This is a genomic window from Pedococcus sp. P2_D9, assembly GCF_056404275.1.
Genome location: NZ_JBFUEI010000003.1, coordinates 467,476 through 481,640 on the forward strand (window position 1 = coordinate 467,476; position 14,165 = coordinate 481,640).

Consider the following 14,165-nt stretch of genomic DNA (forward strand, 5'->3'; position numbering starts at 1 on the left):
TGAAACCAGCGCGTCCTCGCCACCGACAGTGGGCGGTGCCATAGTGATCGGGTGGCCGACGACATCGACATCCAGCAGCACATCAGGGGACTCATCGACGAGGAGCACGGGCTCCGGAGCAGCCTGGGCGCCGGCGAGATCAGCGTCGAGGAGGAGAACCAGCGGCTTCGCACCATCGAGGTCGAGCTGGACCAGTGCTGGGACCTGCTTCGTCAGCGACGGGCCAAGCGCGAGTTCGGGGACGACCCGGCCAGCGCCGAGGTCCGGGACGCCGGCACGGTGGAGAACTACCGGGGCTGAGGCTCGCGGCCACCCGGTGGGCGGCGTGGCTGACTGGACATATCGGGTGGGCGTCCTACTCTCGAAGCAGGCCGGTTCCCAACCCCGAGGGGGTGCGCCCATGCGCACAGCACTCGCCCACCTGCACGTCCCCCACCACGAGACCAAGTGGTGGCTCAGCCACAGCGCCGCTGCCATCGCCGTCGCAGTCCTGCTCGTCTACGCGGCTGCGGTCCTGCTCGTCATCGCCGGCGTGCTGCTCTTCACCTGACCTCACCAGCCCCGTTCGACCCACTCCTGCAGGTGGGGTAGCTCCCTGCCGATGACGGTCGAGTCCCCGTGCCCGGGAAGGACCACGGTGTCCTCGGGCAGGCTGAACAGCCTGCGCACCGACTCGATGATCGTGGCGAAGTCGCTGTAGTCGTGCCGCGTCGCGCCGGGCCCGCCCGGGAACAGGGTGTCGCCGGTGAAGACGACCCCGAGCGAAGGTGCGTGGAAGCAGCACGACCCGGGCGTGTGGCCCGGCGTGTGGAGGACGTGCAGCTCCACGTCGCCGACCGTCAGCGCCTGGCCGTCGGCCAGCTCGCGGTCCGGCGTCACCGGATAGAGCTCGTCCCACAGGAACCGGTCCCGTGGATGCAGGTATGCCGGGGCGCGGGTGCCGTCGCAGACCTCACCGACCGCATCGAGGTGGTCGAAGTGACCGTGGGTGACGAGGACGCCCTGGACCCGCTGCTCGCGCGGGATCGACCTCACGATGGCGCGGCCGTCGTGGCCGGCGTCGATGACCAGGCACTCCGAGTCGTCGCCGATGACCCACGTGTTGTTCTCGAGGGTGAGGGCGCCCTCGGGTCGGTCGAAGGTGCCTGCGGTGACGACGCGCTGGATGCGCACGCCGCCCGGGGAAGGTGCGATGTCCGGCATGCCCTCATCCTCGCGCACCTCAGGTGTGGTCACCCGCGGAGGCCCGTCGCCCGGAGGCCTGGTCGCGGCGCAGCAGCCCCAGGGGCAGCACCAGCCAGTTCACGAGGAAGAGCAGGAGGATGGCAGTCGCGGCGGTGACCGCCCCGCCCGTGCCGGTGACGACGTCGAAGATGACGAAGGCCACGGTGCTGACCGCGAGGGCGAGGGCGACCAGGCCGATGCGCGCGCAGACGTGGGCGATGGCGACGAGAGTGGCCTTCTCACGCCTGCGGAACAACAGGCGGTGGGAGGCAACCGGAGCGACGAGGAACGCCGTGGCCACCACCGTGAGGCAGAACGCGACGAGGTAGACCGTCCGGTCGACGTCCTCGATCTCGGTGAACCGCTGCTGGAACGGCAGGGTCAGCAGGAAGCCCGCCAAGATCTGCACACCGGTCTGCACGACGCGCAGCTCCTGGAGCAGCTCGTCCCAGTTGCGGTCGAGCCTCTCCTCTGGGGTCTCGTGGCGCCCACGGTTGAGAGTGTCCTCGGTCATGATCCACATGTACCTCACAGGTGCCGGTCCAAACCACCACCACAGCAAAGCTCGTCACCCGATCCCGCCCAGGAGGGGTTTGGGGTGGCGGTCGGTGGGCACGAGGCTGAGCGTGGAAGTCGCCCGGTCGGAGTCCCCGACCGGCGCCCCGACGGATCAGGAGGTTGTCATGCCGCAACGCAAGCCAGGGCCGTCCGTGAAGGACCCGGAGATGTACGAAGCACTGCGCGACGACGGTGCCAGCAAGGAGAAGGCCGCCCGCATCTCCAACGCCGCTGCCAACTCGTCCCGCTCCGCGGTCGGTAAGAAGGGCGGGAGGAGTGGTGACTACGACGACTGGACCAAGGACCAGCTGATGAAGCGTGCGAGGGAGATCGGGATCGACGGTCGGTCCTCCATGTCGAAGGCCGAGCTGGTCAACGCCCTGCGCAGCCACTGAGTGACGGGAGTCCTGCACGGGGTGATGATGGGAGCGTGAGGATGCGGATGGTCATCTCGGGGTGCCTGCTGCTGGCGGTCACGGGCTGCAGCGTGGCCGGGGACACCCCTGCGCTGGGCCCGACCTCGACCACCCCAATGTCGACCACCCCAGTGTCGTCGTCCTCGTCCTCGCCGTCCTCGGCGTCGTCGTCCTCGCCGTCCTCGCCGTCCTCTTTCACCGAGGACCTCACTGTCACCTCTCCCGCGGGCCGGGGGCGAGTGATCACGGTCGCAGGCACGGTGGTCGAGGGGGTGGGGGCCCGCTGCCTGCTGTTGGGCGAGGGCGAAGGCTTGTGGCTCCTGGTGGGTCACACGGCGGGGCTGGCGGCCGGTGACACGGTCACGCTGCGGGGCACCGCGGTGAATGGGATGGCGACCACCTGCCAACAGGGCCGGCCGCTCTGGGTGGACGAGGTGCTGGAGCGCTGACTTTCCGTGGGCCGGGTGCTCGGGCACGCGGCATACCAGCGAGAAAGCACTGGACCCCGCAGCCACGAGGGCTGCGGGGTCCAGTGGTGAGGTGGTTACGGCGTGACGGAGCCGACCACGACCGAGCCGGTGCCGAGCACCGCGCCCTGGTCGGAGAGGACGCGCATCTCACCGAAGAGCTGACGACCGGCAGCGGGTGCTGCGTTCGCCGTGAGCTGGCCCGAGACCGGCGCCGAGGCACCGGGCGCGAGGTCGAGGGCGGTCGCGGGGACCGTCAACGAACCCAGCGCCGGGCTGAAGAACACGTCGAGGTAGTCGTACTGGGTGCTGCCGCTCGGCACGGCGTAACCGTCGACCCGCACGGTGTAGGTGGCCGCCACCGGGTTGGTGATGGTCACCGACTCCTCGGAGTCGCCGTCGGCCTGCTGGGCGACGATCGTGCCGCCGCGCAGGACGAACAGGTCGAGGTCGGCGCCCTGGTCGGACGGCCGCCCGATCGTTGCCGTGAGGCGAGTGGCGCCCGCGGGCACGACGACCTGGAACTCCTTCACCTCGTGGTTGGCGATCGTGTTGCGGCCGGAGACCGCGCTGCCGAGGACCCCGCCCTGAAGCGTGGCACTGACCTGGCCGAACTGGTTCGTCACCGTCCACGACACGGGAGCCGGCTGGCCCGCCGTCACCGAGGCGAGGGTCTGGGACGCCGGGTCGACGACCACACCCTGGACCGCGGCGGCGATGGTGAACGGGTTGGCGAGGGTCGGCGTGGTGCGCCGGGCCTCGACCTCCAGCTCCCAGATGCCGGGAAGCGGGTTGGCATAGCTCCGTGAGGTGCTGTTGCACGACGGGTCGCTGAAGTTGGTGAAGCACACCAGCGACGACGTCGACTCGACCGGAACGCCATACGGGTTGAAGGCGATCCAGCGAACCTGGCCACCTGCCTGCACACCGCTCAGGTTGACCTGCAGGGCCTTGGCGCCCTGCGGGACCGTCACGAAGACCTTCTTGGTGAGGTTGCGCTCGACGGAGTCGGACGTGGACTTCGCGTAGGACGGTGCCGCCAGGTCCTGCGAGAGGACCACGGTGAGCAGCACGCGCTGGTCGACGACCTTGGTCGCCGGGTCGTCGATCTCCAGGATCGCCGAGTGCGTACCCGGGGTGCTCGTGCGGGCCTTCACCGGGATGTCGACCGACTCACCCTTGGGCATCGGACGGCTGGTGGTCGGCAGCGAGAACGTGCCGTCGTTGCCGACGAGGCGCAGGTTGTGCGCCACCCGGCCACCGGTTCCGCTCGTGCGCGTCGCCTTGACGATGTAGGTCTTGGTCTCGCCGGATACCTGGCCGCCGTGCGCTGCGTCGCAGCGGTTGAAGACACCCGGACCCTCGTTGGGCGTCGCGAGGAGGTCCGAGAGCGGCGTGCAGACCGGGGCCGTCGTGGTGATGTCCTGCGCGGACGGCTTGGTCTTGAGCAGCTCCCAGGCTCCGGGGACGTCCACCTGACCCGCGCCCTGCCCGATGGCCTCGACGTTCGTGGCGTAGTCGGCCGAGCTGTAGAGCGAGTCGCGCAGCTGTCGGGTGGTCACGTCCACACCAGTGGCCTTGGCAGCCGACAGGAGCAGTGCCACGCCGCCGGCAGTCTGCGGCGAAGCCATCGACGTGCCGTTGAAGTGCGCGTAGCCCGGAGGCAGAGAGTAGCCGGTCTCGGGGACGGCGCCACCAGGCTGCCAGGTCGGGATCGAGGAGACCGCCGACCCGGGGGCCATGACGTTGGGCTTGAAGCCACCATCCTCACGAGGGCCGCGCGAGGAGTAGTTGTGCAGTGCCAAGGCCGACGAGACCTCCGCGCCGTAGTTGGACAGCCAGGTCTCCTTCGTCACCGAGGAGGCGACGCTGATGACCTTCGTGGCGACCGACGGGTCACCGATCGAGTTGATGCCGGGGCCGCTGTTGCCGGCCGAGATGACCAGCTGGACGCCGCCGTCGATGATGGCGTCGTAGAGCCGGGCCCGGGCGTTGTTGCCGTCGTTGAGGGCAGGCAGGCCACCGATCGACATGTTGATCACGTCGACGCCGCGCTTCTCGGCGAGGTCGACCATGCCGTCGGTCAGCGCGACGGCGGTGCAGCCACCGCCCCACGAGCAGGCGCGGGTCGAGACGATCTTGGCGCCGGGCGCCTGACCGTCCATCGCTCCGCCGAAAAGGCTGTGCCCGGCTGCGATGCCGGCGACGTGGGTGCCGTGGGCGGCCTCCACGACGCCGATGTTGACGAAGTCGGCCTTCTGGCCGGGCAGGCCCGCGGGGGCAAGGTCGACGTCCTCGCGGTACTCGACGGTGAAGGGCATCGACTCGGCGATCGCCGTGGCCGGGTTGTCCGTGCCGAAGTGGCCGACGTCGAAGTGCTCCTTGTAGGGCCGCATCTTCTCGGCGGCGGAGAACGTCTGGTCCTGGTTGGCGTCGACCCAGATGTCGTGGGTGGTCTCGTTGTACAGGATGCCCCAGCGGTCGGTCTTGTCACCGTCGCGGTTGAAGTCACCGGCCGCCTCGTCGTTGGCCGAGATGCTCTCCGCCACGCGCTGGAACTTGTAGGTGCCCTCGGGCGAGGTCCACGTGCCGGCGACGCCGGCCACGGTGAAGCTGGGACCGGTCACGCTCGTGAGCATGGCGCGCCAGGACCCGTCGCTCTCGATCAGCGGGTCGGTGCCCGTCACCCAGTCGACGATCTTGCGCTCGCCGGTGCTGGTGGTCTGCAGGGCCGGGTGGTCGAGATCGACGCCCGAGTCGATGACACCGATCGTGATGCCCCGCCCGTCCCACGTGGTGTGGGCGTTCTTGAAGGCGATCGAGCCGATGTCGCGGGTCGGCATGTAGGGGTTGTCATTCGGCGTGCCCGCACCGGGTGCCGGCTGCGGCGCGGCCAGGGCTGCCCCGGCGGGCTGCTCCGCCTCGGGCTTGGGGAGCGGGATCGACTCGTTGAGGTCGACCGCGAGGACGGACGAGGACTTGGCAAGCCCGTCGACCTTGCCGGTCGGCACGCTGGCGCTCACGTAGCCGTACTTGTCGCTGACCTTGGCGACCCAGCCGCCGGCGGCCTTGATGCTCTTGGCGGTTGCGGTGGCCTGCCCCTTGCCGGTGGCGACCATGATGGTCACCCGCGGGGTGCCCTTGTCCTGGGCCCGGGTGAGCAGCTCGCGGTCGTGCTGACCGAGCTTGTCGTTCGCCTTCGGCTTCTTGATCTTGCCCTGGGCCGTTTGGGCCGTGGGGGCCTTGTCATTTCCGGCTACGCGGTCTCCTGGGTCTGCGCCCGCCATGGGGGCGGTTGCTGCTGCGACAAGTCCTGCCGCAGCGATCCCAGCGATCGTCGTGATGCCGCGGCGCGTGATGCGTCGTCCGGTCACGGTGGTGTCCCTTCAGTCATCCTGCAGGTCCTCCTGAGCTGCAGGCGCCGCACCCGGGTTGGCCGGGGCGAACCGAGTCAGTGTGACCCGAGTCATGACCGGCGCTATGGGCGGCATGGGTAAATTCTTGGTCAGTAACTGCTGGTCAGCGCCCCGCGCCGACGTGCGTTGCCAGGTGTGACGGTGTGGCGCGCAGCCCCTATCGTCGAGTTGTGTCGACGCGGCGCCAGCGCGGTCAACGCCCCGAGCAGGGGTGGACCGTGGTGGTGGCACTGGTGGCGGTCACGCCACATCTGATGGCCCTCGCTGACGTTCAGGGCTGGGTGGGGGCGGTCCGCGGCTTCGCGTCCGGCCGGTTCTACCTGTGGAGCTTCCCTGTCACCCTTGGCCTGGCGGTCTGGGCCCTGTCGAGGGCCAGCCGAGCGCCACAGGTGGCCGAGGGGGCGAGCCCGCGCGAGCGCAGACTCGCCGTCGCGGCCACCGCGCTGAGTATCCCCGTCCTCCTGCTCGTGCTCGTGGCCTTCCTGGGTGTCGTCGCGTATGGCATCAGTGGAGGCGGATGACGACGGCGTCGGCCCAGCCGCAGGGGCCCACGACTCCGGGTGCACTGTCCCCCCGCTGCATCTTCCGCCTGGCGTCGAAGGGTCGTAGGTTGCAAATCGTGCGCGACAACGAGGTCGTGACACACGAAGGGAGTTACCCATGCGTAGAGGACGCCTACTCGCCACGGCTACCGCCGGGGCGATGGTTGCGGCCGGAATCACCGGTGCAGTGACCACAGCCTCGGCAGCGACGACGGCGGTCACCGCCGCCGGTGCTGCGGCAAACTACGTGGTCCTGCTCGACGCGGGTGCGTCGACGTCAGCCGTCGCCGCCCAGCTCAGCGCCGCCGGAGCCACCGTCACCCGGGCCAACACCGCGATCGGCCTGATCAGCGTGACGTCACGCGACAGTGCATTCCGCGCCTCCGCCGGCGCCATCTCCGGGGTCAAGGGGGTCGCGTCCGACGTGTCCATCGGCTCCACTCCGCAGGGCGCCGTGTCCAAGGACGCCGTGGAGCGCGAGCACCTCGCCGCCGCCTCGACCACGAAGGGCTCCGGGCAGGCCAAGCACGAGGCGCGCAAGTCCGGCGAGGACCCCCTCGACAACCAGTTGTGGGGCATGGACATGCTGAACCGCTCCGCGGCCCACGCCATCGAGAGCGGCGACAAGCGCGTCACCGTCGGCATCATCGACACCGGTGTGGACGGCAACCACCCGGACCTCAAGGCCAACTTCGACTTCGCCAAGTCGCGGAACTTCACCACGGACATCGTCGGCATCGACGGTCCCTGTGAGTACGCGGGCTGTGTCGACCCTGCTGATGTGGACGACAACGGGCACGGCACGCACGTCGCCGGCACCATCGGCGCGGCCCTCAACGGCCTCGGCGTGAGTGGTGTGGCCCCCGGCGTCACCCTGGTCAACGTCCGCGGCGGCCAGGACAGCGGCTACTTCTTCCTCGGCCCGGTGACCAGTGCGCTCACCTACTCCGGCGACACCGGCATCGACGTCGTCAACATGTCCTTCTACGTCGACCCGTGGCTCTACAACTGCGCCAACGGTGCACCGCAGGACTCGGCGCCGGCAGTGGCCGATCAGCAGGTCATCATCGAGGGTATGACGCGTGCGCTCAACTACGCGTACGCCCACGGAGTGACGCAGGTCGCGGCCCTGGGCAACGACCACGACAACATCTCGAGCCCGCGGCACGACTTCTCCAGTCCGGACTACGACAACCCGGACCTCTCCTGGGACAACACGCCCTACGAGCGGACCATCGACAACGCCACCTGCAAGGACCTGCCGGTCGAGGGGCCGCACGTCATCGGCGTCTCCGCACTCGGCCCGTCGGGCAAGAAGTCGGACTACTCCAACTGGGCCACCGACCTCACGTCCGGTGAGCTCGAGGTGTCTGCTCCGGGCGGATGGTTCCGTGACGGCTTCGGCACCCCGACCTACCGCACCAACGGCAACCTGATCCTCTCCACGGCTCCGCTGCACGTGCTCCAGGCCGAGGGGCTGGTCGACGCCGACGGGACCATCAACGAGGACGGCCTGGCCGCGGGTGTCCAGCGGGACTGCGTGACCAAGGGCGCCAACACCGCCTGCGGCTACTACCAGTTCCTGCAGGGCACCTCGATGGCGTCACCGCACGCCGCCGGCGTCGCCGCCCTCGCGGTCAGCGCCCACGGCACCGTGGACGGCAACCGCGGCATGACCATGTCGCCCGACGCAGTGGCCTCGCTCATGATGGCCACCGCCACCAACCACGCCTGCCCGCCTGGTGGCGTGCAGTCCTACCTGCAGGAGGGCCGCTCGGCCCAGTTCACCGCCACCTGCAACGGCACCGACGACTTCAACGCCTTCTACGGCGCGGGGATCGTCAACGCCCTGGGAGTGGTGCAGTAGCAACGGAGTTCGTCCCAGACGCTGAAGGCCCCGGCACCATCGCCGGGGCCTTCTGCGGTCTCTTGGTCAGGACAAGTCACGTCAAGACGTTGCTCGCGTGGGCCGGTATCGGAGGGCGACGGCCCCCGACCGGAACTCACGGCGATCGACGAGCTCGAGCCGGATTCGTTCGCGCAGACCGGCGAGCAACGTCGGCCCGTGTCCGGCAAGGACCGGTTGCACCACGAACACGTACTCGTCGATCAGTCCCAGATCTGCCAACGCCAGGGGAAGCGTCACGCCTCCCACGAACAGGCCCTCACCCGGCTCCTGCTTGAGCCGCTGAACAGCCGCCCCCAGGTCGCCTCGCACCAGCTCGGCATTCCAGTCGACCCTGCTCAGCGTGCTCGACACCACGTACTTCTTGGTCCGGTCGATGGCCTCGGCGAACGGGATCTGCACCTCGTCCATCCACTCCGGCCACCCGCCCGTGGCCGGCTGCCGCCACGCCGACTCCATCATCTCGTAGGTCACCCGGCCGAAGAGCAGGGCATCGGCTCGTTGCATCTCAGCGGTCCAGTAGCGCATCGACTCCTCGTCGGGGGGGAGCCCTGCCTCGTGGTGGCAGCAGCCGTCGAGGGTGACGTTGATCGAGTAGCGAAGTGGTCTCATCTCGTTGACCTCCCTTGATGCGCGCAGCGCGTTGTCACCGGCGGTCACAGCCGATGAGAAGTTTCGCAGCCACCTCGGCCTCCGAGGTGGCGGACTGCGAGATCGGTGGAAGCCAGTTGGTCACTCAGGCACGCACTCAGGCACGACAAAGGCCCTCGTCCCGGTGCTGACGGAGGGCCTCTGACCTGCGGTTTTGTTGGTCGGGGTGACAGGATTTGAACCTGCGGCCTCTTCGTCCCGAACGAAGCGCGCTACCAAGCTGCGCCACACCCCGTGGCAATCGCCACCCACGCCAGTTCGACGGGAGCAGCGACAGTGAAGGATAGCCCACCACACCCGGCCGCTCCCAATCGGTATGCCGGCGGCCCGGGGCCTGCTCACGAGCCGACGGGCACCAGGGTCAGCAGACTGGCTTCCGGGCGGCAGGCGAACCGCACGGGCGCGTAGGGCGAGGTGCCCAGCCCGGCCGACACGTGCAGCCATGCGGCGTCCGCCGGGGCCGCCGAGGAGGGCGCCGAACCGGCCCCCGGCCACCACCGCGAGACCCCCTTGGCGCGGTCGGTCGGCAGGTCGCAGTTGGTCACGAGCGCACCGTGGAACGGCAGCGCGAGCTGCCCACCGTGGGTGTGGCCCGCGATCAGCAGCCGCGCGCCGTCGGCCGCCATCGGGTCCAGGACCCGCTGGTACGGCGCGTGCGTGACCCCGATGGTCAGCGCAGCCGAGGTGGACGCGGGTCCGGCGACCGCGGCATACCTGTCCTTGCGGATGTGGGCGTCGTCGGTGCCGACGAACTCGACCTCGGTGCCCCCCACCGTGAGCGTCGTCCGCACGTTGTCGAGGTCCACCCAGCCACCGTCGCGCAGGCCCGCGCGCAGGTCCTCGATGGGCAGGTGCACCAAGCCGGCCGGCGCTTCGGCGTGGCGTCGGGTGAGGTAGCGAGCGGGGTTCTTGGGGACCGGCGCGTAGTAGTCGTTCGAGCCCATGACGAAGACGCCGGGGAACGCGAACAGCGGCTCCATCGCGTGCAGCGCCCCCGGCACTGCGTCGAGCGCGGCGAGGTTGTCACCGGAGTTGACGACCAGATCGGGTGACAGCGTCGCGAGCGCACGCACCCACTCGATGCGACGGCGCTGCCGGGGCACGAGGTGCAGGTCGGAGATCTGCAGGATCCGCAGGGGACGAGCGCCCGGAGCCAGGACCGGCACGGTGAACCGGCGCAGCGCGAACCAGTTCCGCTCCACCACGCTCGCATAGCCGACACCGGCCACGCCGAGCGCGGCGACGCCGGCTGCTGCCCCCAGGATCGTGTTCATCGCCGCCATCCTTGCAAACGCCCTGCTCGCACACGAAATGCGTGCAGGCTCCCTGCCTTCACGACGAAACCCCGTAGGTCGGACCACCACCCGCCTGAGAGACTGGCTGCATGACCGAGCAGAGCCTCAAGGCCACCGTCCAGAGCGACCTCACCGACGCGATCCGTCAGCGCGACCAGGTGCGTTCGGGCACCCTGCGCCTGGCGCTGACCGCGATCACCAACGAAGAGGTCTCCGGCACCGAAGCCCGTGAGCTCAGCGACGACGAGGTCCTCAAGGTCCTCGCCAAGGAGGCCAAGAAGCGCAAGGAGGCCGCGACTGCCTACGCCGGCGCGGCCCGTCCCGAGCTCGCAGCCAAGGAGGAGGCCGAGCTCCTCGTGCTCGAGGCCTACCTGCCCGCCCAGCTCTCCGACGAGGAGCTCACGACCATCGTCGCCGCTGCCATCGAGCAGACCGGCGCGACCGGTATGCCGCAGCTCGGCCAGGTCATGAAGGTCGCCCAGGGCGTCGTGGCAGGTCGCGCCGACGGCGGTCGCGTGGCCGCCGCCGTCAAGGCCGCACTCACCAAAGCCTGAGGTATGCCGCGGGGCGGGCTCCGCGGCATACCGGACGAACGGGGCCCCTCACCGCTGTGGTGAGGGGCCCCGTTGCTCACGGAGGTGGCGGCGTCTGGCTCGGCCCGGGGCCGGGCTTCCTGGGCTTGGTCGGCTTCGGGTCCGGGGTCTTCGTCGGCTTCGGTATCGGGGCGAAACCGGAGGAGACGAAGAGGCCGACCGTCGACCCGCGGATGGCTGAGCCGCTCGGGTCGGTGTACACCACCACGCCCTGCGGGAGACCGCTGTTGGTCAGCCCGGCGATCTGGGCAAGGAAGCCGGCTTCCCTGAGTCGTGCGCTGGCCTCGGCGACCGACATGCCGCTCACGACCGGCACCGCGATGCGATCGCCGTTGAGCACCTTGGTGCTGGGTTCGCCGAACTGGCGCTCGGGCATCCCCTCGGAGGCTCCCAGCATGATCGCCCGCCACGTGGGGGCCGACAGAGTGCCACCGAAGATGTCGCCGTAGGTGCGGTCGCCGAGCGTCAGGTTGCGCAGGCTGGACTGGCTGTCGGGGGTGCCGATCCAGACCGCCGTCGCGAGCTGGGCGGTGTAGCCGATGAACCAGCCCTCGGCGTTGTCCTCCGTGGTTCCGGTCTTGCCTGCGGCGGGCCGGCTGCCGAGGGACGCGCCCTTACCGGTGCCGTCCTTGATGACGCCCTTGAGGAGCTCGGTCGTGCCGCGGGCAATGTCCTTGTCGATGACCTGCTTGCACGGGTTGGCACCGATCTTGAGCGGCTTCTTGTCCGCGGTGGTGATCGACAGGATGGGGTTCGGCGGGCAGTACTTGCCGTCCGCGGCGAGCGTCGCGTACGACGCGGCCAGGGTCAGCGGGGTCGCGTCGGACGAGCCGAGCGTCACGGGGGAGGGGTAGCACTCGATCTGTGCGCCACTGCCCTGGTGCAGCCCCATCGTCGTCATCGTCTTGCGCACGTTCGGCACACCCAGCTTGAGCACCAGTGAGGCGAACGCCGTGTTGACGGACTTCGCGGTGGCGGTCTTGAACGGGATCGGCTTGCCGCCGATCGACTCGTCGTTGCGGACCTCCCACGGGACCTGCGAGCCACACGACCCTTGCTCCTGAGGGGTGTAGACGGCCGGCCGCTTGGTGTTGGCGTACTTGGACGGGACGGTGCCGTTGACCGACAGGCCCTTCTGCAACGCCGTGACGATCGCGTACATCTTGGCGGTGGAGCCGAAGTGCTGACCGACCGTGCCGCCGTACTTGCGGTCCACGTTGAAGTTCACCTGGTTGTAGGAGACGCTCGTGTCCTTGCTGGACCTGGGGAAGCTGGTGTTCTGGACCATGGCCACGATCCGGCCGGTCCCCGGTGCCACGACGCTGGCCGCGGCGCCCACGAACTGCGTCTTGCCACTCTTGGACTTGTCGCCCTTGGCCCGCCGGAGCGCCTTGTTGCCGACCGGCACGCGCTTGGTCAGCTCCTTGAGCGCCATCTTCTGCACGACCGGGTCGAGGGTGGTCTGGATGGTGAGGCCACCGCCGGTGATGTTCTTGATCCGCTCCGGCTCCGACTTGCCGAGGGCGTCCAGGGCGTGGTTGCTGGTGTCCTTGAGGTAGGCCATGACGTAGTTGCAGAAGTACGGCTCGGACGACGCGGCGCAGTTGCTCAGCGGGTTCTTCAGCTTGAGCATCTTGCGGACCGGGATGGCCTTGGCGGCCTTGAGCTCCTTGTCCGTGATGATGTTGAGGGCGCGCATCCGGTCCAGGACGACGTCGCGGCGGGCCTGGGCCTTCTCGGGGTTGTTGCGGGGGTCGGTCTTGCCGGGGTTCTGGACGAGGCCGGCCAGCAGGGCTGCCTGGGGAAGGTTGAGCTTCTTGGCACTGACGCTGAAGTAGTGCTGGGCTGCGGCTTCGATGCCGTACGCCAGGTCCCCGTAGTAGGCCAGGTTGAGGTAGCCCTGCAGGATCTGGTCCTTGGTCATCTCCTTCTCCAGGGTGACCGCGTACTTGATCTCCTGCACCTTGCGAGAGGCGCTCTTGCGCACCGCCGCCTGGGCGGCTTCCTCGTCGTTGTTGCGCAGGGCGTTCTCCTGCAGGGTGAGCTTGACGTACTGCTGGGTCAGCGTGGAGGCACCCTGGACGTCACCGCCCTGGGCGTTGGACGCCACTGCGCGGAGGATGCCGCGGGGATCGACGCCACCGTGCTCGTAGAAGCGGCTGTCCTCGATCGCGATCTGCGCCTTCTGCATGATCGGCGCGACGTCCTTGAGGTTGACGATGATCCGGTTCTCCTGCTGGGGAGTCGCCAGGATCCCGCCGCGCGCGTCCTTGATCGTGGACTGCTGCGACAGTTGGGTGGCGGTGAACTCCCCCGGGAGGTCGTCGAACATCTTCACTCCACCGGTGGCCGTGCGGCCCGTGGCGAAGGCTGCGGGGATCAGCAGACCGGCCGCCAAGATGCCCGCAACCATCGCCGTGGCGACGAAGGCTCCGAGCAGGCTGACAACTTTTCCGAGGTCGGTGGCGCGTTCGTGCATGGCCACAGGGTAACTGCCGAACATGGGGTATCCCGGCTCCGGACGACGAGCGCTTCGATTTGCTCCCACTCGTGACGTTTGCCGTGTTTGGCCATCACCCCTCCGTGCAGGGAAGGCATGGTTCCAAATGACTAGTCCCTTTGGCCATCGCAGAACTACACGAATGGGCCATGTCATGAAGGTGCCTTTACTTCCTATCGTTTTCAAACGTCGATACGGACATAAGACGCACTGTGAAGCGTCTGAATCAGCAGTATCTGGAGGCACTGAGATGACCATCGCACCAGCGCGACCGGGCGGACAGGCTGTCGGCACGGCATGGATGGATGACTGGGCGCCCATGGGCTCCTGCTCCAAGTCCGACCCTGATGCCTTGTTCGTCCAGGGGGCCGCGCAGCAGACCGCCAAGGTCGTCTGCCAGCGGTGTCCGGTCATCGCCGAGTGCCTCGCGGACGCCCTCGACAACCGCACCGAGTTCGGCGTCTGGGGCGGGATGACCGAGCGCGAGCGCCGGGCGCTGCTCAAGCGCCGACCCAACATCTCTTCCTGGGCTGCACTGTTCGCCCAGGCCCGCAGCCAGACCCCGGCCGAGGCCGAGAGCGCCTGACTCCCTCACAG

The 14,165-nt window shown here is 68.9% G+C and carries 14 protein-coding genes and 1 tRNA gene; 8 read left to right on the top strand and 7 right to left on the bottom strand.

The window, feature by feature from the left end; all coding sequences use genetic code 11:
• The first annotated feature begins 51 nt into the window (after nucleotides 1-51).
• Nucleotides 52-300 (top strand): DUF2630 family protein, encoded by a 249-nt coding sequence (locus tag AC1DXJ_RS07210; protein WP_477614547.1) that lies wholly within the window; start codon nucleotides 52-54, stop codon nucleotides 298-300.
• A 100-nt stretch (nucleotides 301-400) separates the two neighbouring features.
• Nucleotides 401-550, top strand: a complete 150-nt coding sequence (locus AC1DXJ_RS07215) for a hypothetical protein (RefSeq protein ID WP_477614548.1) — start codon at nucleotides 401-403, stop codon at nucleotides 548-550.
• A gap of 2 nt (nucleotides 551-552) precedes the next feature.
• Here the strand turns inward: AC1DXJ_RS07215 and AC1DXJ_RS07220 are convergent, their stop codons facing one another.
• Together AC1DXJ_RS07220 and AC1DXJ_RS07225 are read right to left on the bottom strand one after the other, a co-directional pair.
• Nucleotides 553-1,203 carry an MBL fold metallo-hydrolase gene (locus AC1DXJ_RS07220; protein ID WP_477636689.1) on the bottom strand — a complete coding sequence of 217 codons (651 nt, stop codon included), beginning with the start codon at nucleotides 1,201-1,203 and terminating at the stop codon, nucleotides 553-555.
• Nucleotides 1,204-1,222: 19 nt separating this feature from the next.
• A complete protein-coding gene (locus tag AC1DXJ_RS07225; RefSeq protein WP_477614550.1) occupies nucleotides 1,223-1,738 on the bottom strand; it encodes a DUF6328 family protein in 516 nt (171 codons plus the stop codon).
• Nucleotides 1,739-1,907: 169 nt separating this feature from the next.
• Here AC1DXJ_RS07225 and AC1DXJ_RS07230 point away from each other — a divergent pair, with 169 nt between their 5' ends.
• Together AC1DXJ_RS07230 and AC1DXJ_RS07235 are read left to right on the top strand one after the other, a co-directional pair.
• A complete protein-coding gene (locus AC1DXJ_RS07230; protein WP_477636690.1) occupies nucleotides 1,908-2,177 on the top strand; it encodes a DUF7218 family protein in 270 nt (89 codons plus the stop codon).
• Between the two features lie 35 nt (nucleotides 2,178-2,212).
• A complete protein-coding gene (locus AC1DXJ_RS07235) occupies nucleotides 2,213-2,647 on the top strand; it encodes a hypothetical protein (protein WP_477636691.1) in 435 nt (144 codons plus the stop codon).
• 95 nt (nucleotides 2,648-2,742) lie between these two features.
• On the opposite strand, the gene AC1DXJ_RS07240 is transcribed toward AC1DXJ_RS07235, so the two are convergent.
• The gene (locus tag AC1DXJ_RS07240; RefSeq protein WP_477636692.1) at nucleotides 2,743-6,039 is read right to left on the bottom strand and encodes a S8 family serine peptidase; all 3,297 of its coding nucleotides are present in this window, start codon (nucleotides 6,037-6,039) and stop codon (nucleotides 2,743-2,745) included.
• Between the two features lie 212 nt (nucleotides 6,040-6,251).
• Here AC1DXJ_RS07240 and AC1DXJ_RS07245 point away from each other — a divergent pair, with 212 nt between their 5' ends.
• Together AC1DXJ_RS07245 and AC1DXJ_RS07250 are read left to right on the top strand one after the other, a co-directional pair.
• Nucleotides 6,252-6,602 (top strand): hypothetical protein, encoded by a 351-nt coding sequence (locus tag AC1DXJ_RS07245; protein WP_477636693.1) that lies wholly within the window; start codon nucleotides 6,252-6,254, stop codon nucleotides 6,600-6,602.
• Between the two features lie 139 nt (nucleotides 6,603-6,741).
• Nucleotides 6,742-8,490, top strand: coding sequence for a S8 family serine peptidase (locus tag AC1DXJ_RS07250; protein ID WP_477636694.1), 1,749 nt, complete (start codon nucleotides 6,742-6,744; stop codon nucleotides 8,488-8,490).
• Nucleotides 8,491-8,571: 81 nt separating this feature from the next.
• Here AC1DXJ_RS07250 and AC1DXJ_RS07255 read toward each other — a convergent pair whose 3' ends face one another.
• The 3 genes from AC1DXJ_RS07255 to AC1DXJ_RS07265 form a co-directional block, all read right to left on the bottom strand.
• Nucleotides 8,572-9,141, bottom strand: a complete 570-nt coding sequence (locus AC1DXJ_RS07255) for a dihydrofolate reductase family protein (protein WP_477636695.1) — start codon at nucleotides 9,139-9,141, stop codon at nucleotides 8,572-8,574.
• Nucleotides 9,142-9,338: 197 nt separating this feature from the next.
• Nucleotides 9,339-9,415: transfer RNA gene (locus AC1DXJ_RS07260), tRNA-Pro, on the bottom strand.
• A gap of 103 nt (nucleotides 9,416-9,518) precedes the next feature.
• The gene (locus AC1DXJ_RS07265) at nucleotides 9,519-10,454 is read right to left on the bottom strand and encodes a metallophosphoesterase (RefSeq protein WP_477636696.1); all 936 of its coding nucleotides are present in this window, start codon (nucleotides 10,452-10,454) and stop codon (nucleotides 9,519-9,521) included.
• 110 nt (nucleotides 10,455-10,564) lie between these two features.
• Here AC1DXJ_RS07265 and AC1DXJ_RS07270 point away from each other — a divergent pair, with 110 nt between their 5' ends.
• Nucleotides 10,565-11,029 carry a GatB/YqeY domain-containing protein gene (locus AC1DXJ_RS07270; RefSeq protein ID WP_477636697.1) on the top strand — a complete coding sequence of 155 codons (465 nt, stop codon included), beginning with the start codon at nucleotides 10,565-10,567 and terminating at the stop codon, nucleotides 11,027-11,029.
• Between the two features lie 76 nt (nucleotides 11,030-11,105).
• Here AC1DXJ_RS07270 and AC1DXJ_RS07275 read toward each other — a convergent pair whose 3' ends face one another.
• On the bottom strand, nucleotides 11,106-13,547 hold the full coding sequence (locus AC1DXJ_RS07275) for a transglycosylase domain-containing protein (protein ID WP_477636698.1): 2,442 nt from the start codon (nucleotides 13,545-13,547) through the stop codon (nucleotides 11,106-11,108).
• 271 nt (nucleotides 13,548-13,818) lie between these two features.
• Between AC1DXJ_RS07275 and AC1DXJ_RS07280 the strand changes: the two genes are divergently transcribed.
• On the top strand, nucleotides 13,819-14,154 hold the full coding sequence (locus AC1DXJ_RS07280) for a WhiB family transcriptional regulator (RefSeq protein ID WP_477614560.1): 336 nt from the start codon (nucleotides 13,819-13,821) through the stop codon (nucleotides 14,152-14,154).
• Nucleotides 14,155-14,165: the final 11 nt, after the last annotated feature.

What these genes read in the sequence shown, in the direction of transcription:
- AC1DXJ_RS07270 (WP_477636697.1), top strand. Translation starts at nt 10,565, where the DNA reads ATGACCGAGCAGAGCCTCAAGGCCACCGTCCAGAGCGACCTCACCGAC.
- AC1DXJ_RS07275 (WP_477636698.1), bottom strand. Translation starts at nt 13,547, where the DNA reads ATGCACGAACGCGCCACCGACCTCGGAAAAGTTGTCAGCCTGCTCGGA.
- AC1DXJ_RS07220 (WP_477636689.1), bottom strand. Translation starts at nt 1,203, where the DNA reads ATGCCGGACATCGCACCTTCCCCGGGCGGCGTGCGCATCCAGCGCGTC.
- AC1DXJ_RS07225 (WP_477614550.1), bottom strand. Translation starts at nt 1,738, where the DNA reads ATGACCGAGGACACTCTCAACCGTGGGCGCCACGAGACCCCAGAGGAG.
- AC1DXJ_RS07280 (WP_477614560.1), top strand. Translation starts at nt 13,819, where the DNA reads ATGACCATCGCACCAGCGCGACCGGGCGGACAGGCTGTCGGCACGGCA.
- AC1DXJ_RS07255 (WP_477636695.1), bottom strand. Translation starts at nt 9,141, where the DNA reads ATGAGACCACTTCGCTACTCGATCAACGTCACCCTCGACGGCTGCTGC.
- AC1DXJ_RS07250 (WP_477636694.1), top strand. Translation starts at nt 6,742, where the DNA reads ATGCGTAGAGGACGCCTACTCGCCACGGCTACCGCCGGGGCGATGGTT.
- AC1DXJ_RS07230 (WP_477636690.1), top strand. Translation starts at nt 1,908, where the DNA reads ATGCCGCAACGCAAGCCAGGGCCGTCCGTGAAGGACCCGGAGATGTAC.
- AC1DXJ_RS07265 (WP_477636696.1), bottom strand. Translation starts at nt 10,454, where the DNA reads ATGAACACGATCCTGGGGGCAGCAGCCGGCGTCGCCGCGCTCGGCGTG.
- AC1DXJ_RS07215 (WP_477614548.1), top strand. Translation starts at nt 401, where the DNA reads ATGCGCACAGCACTCGCCCACCTGCACGTCCCCCACCACGAGACCAAG.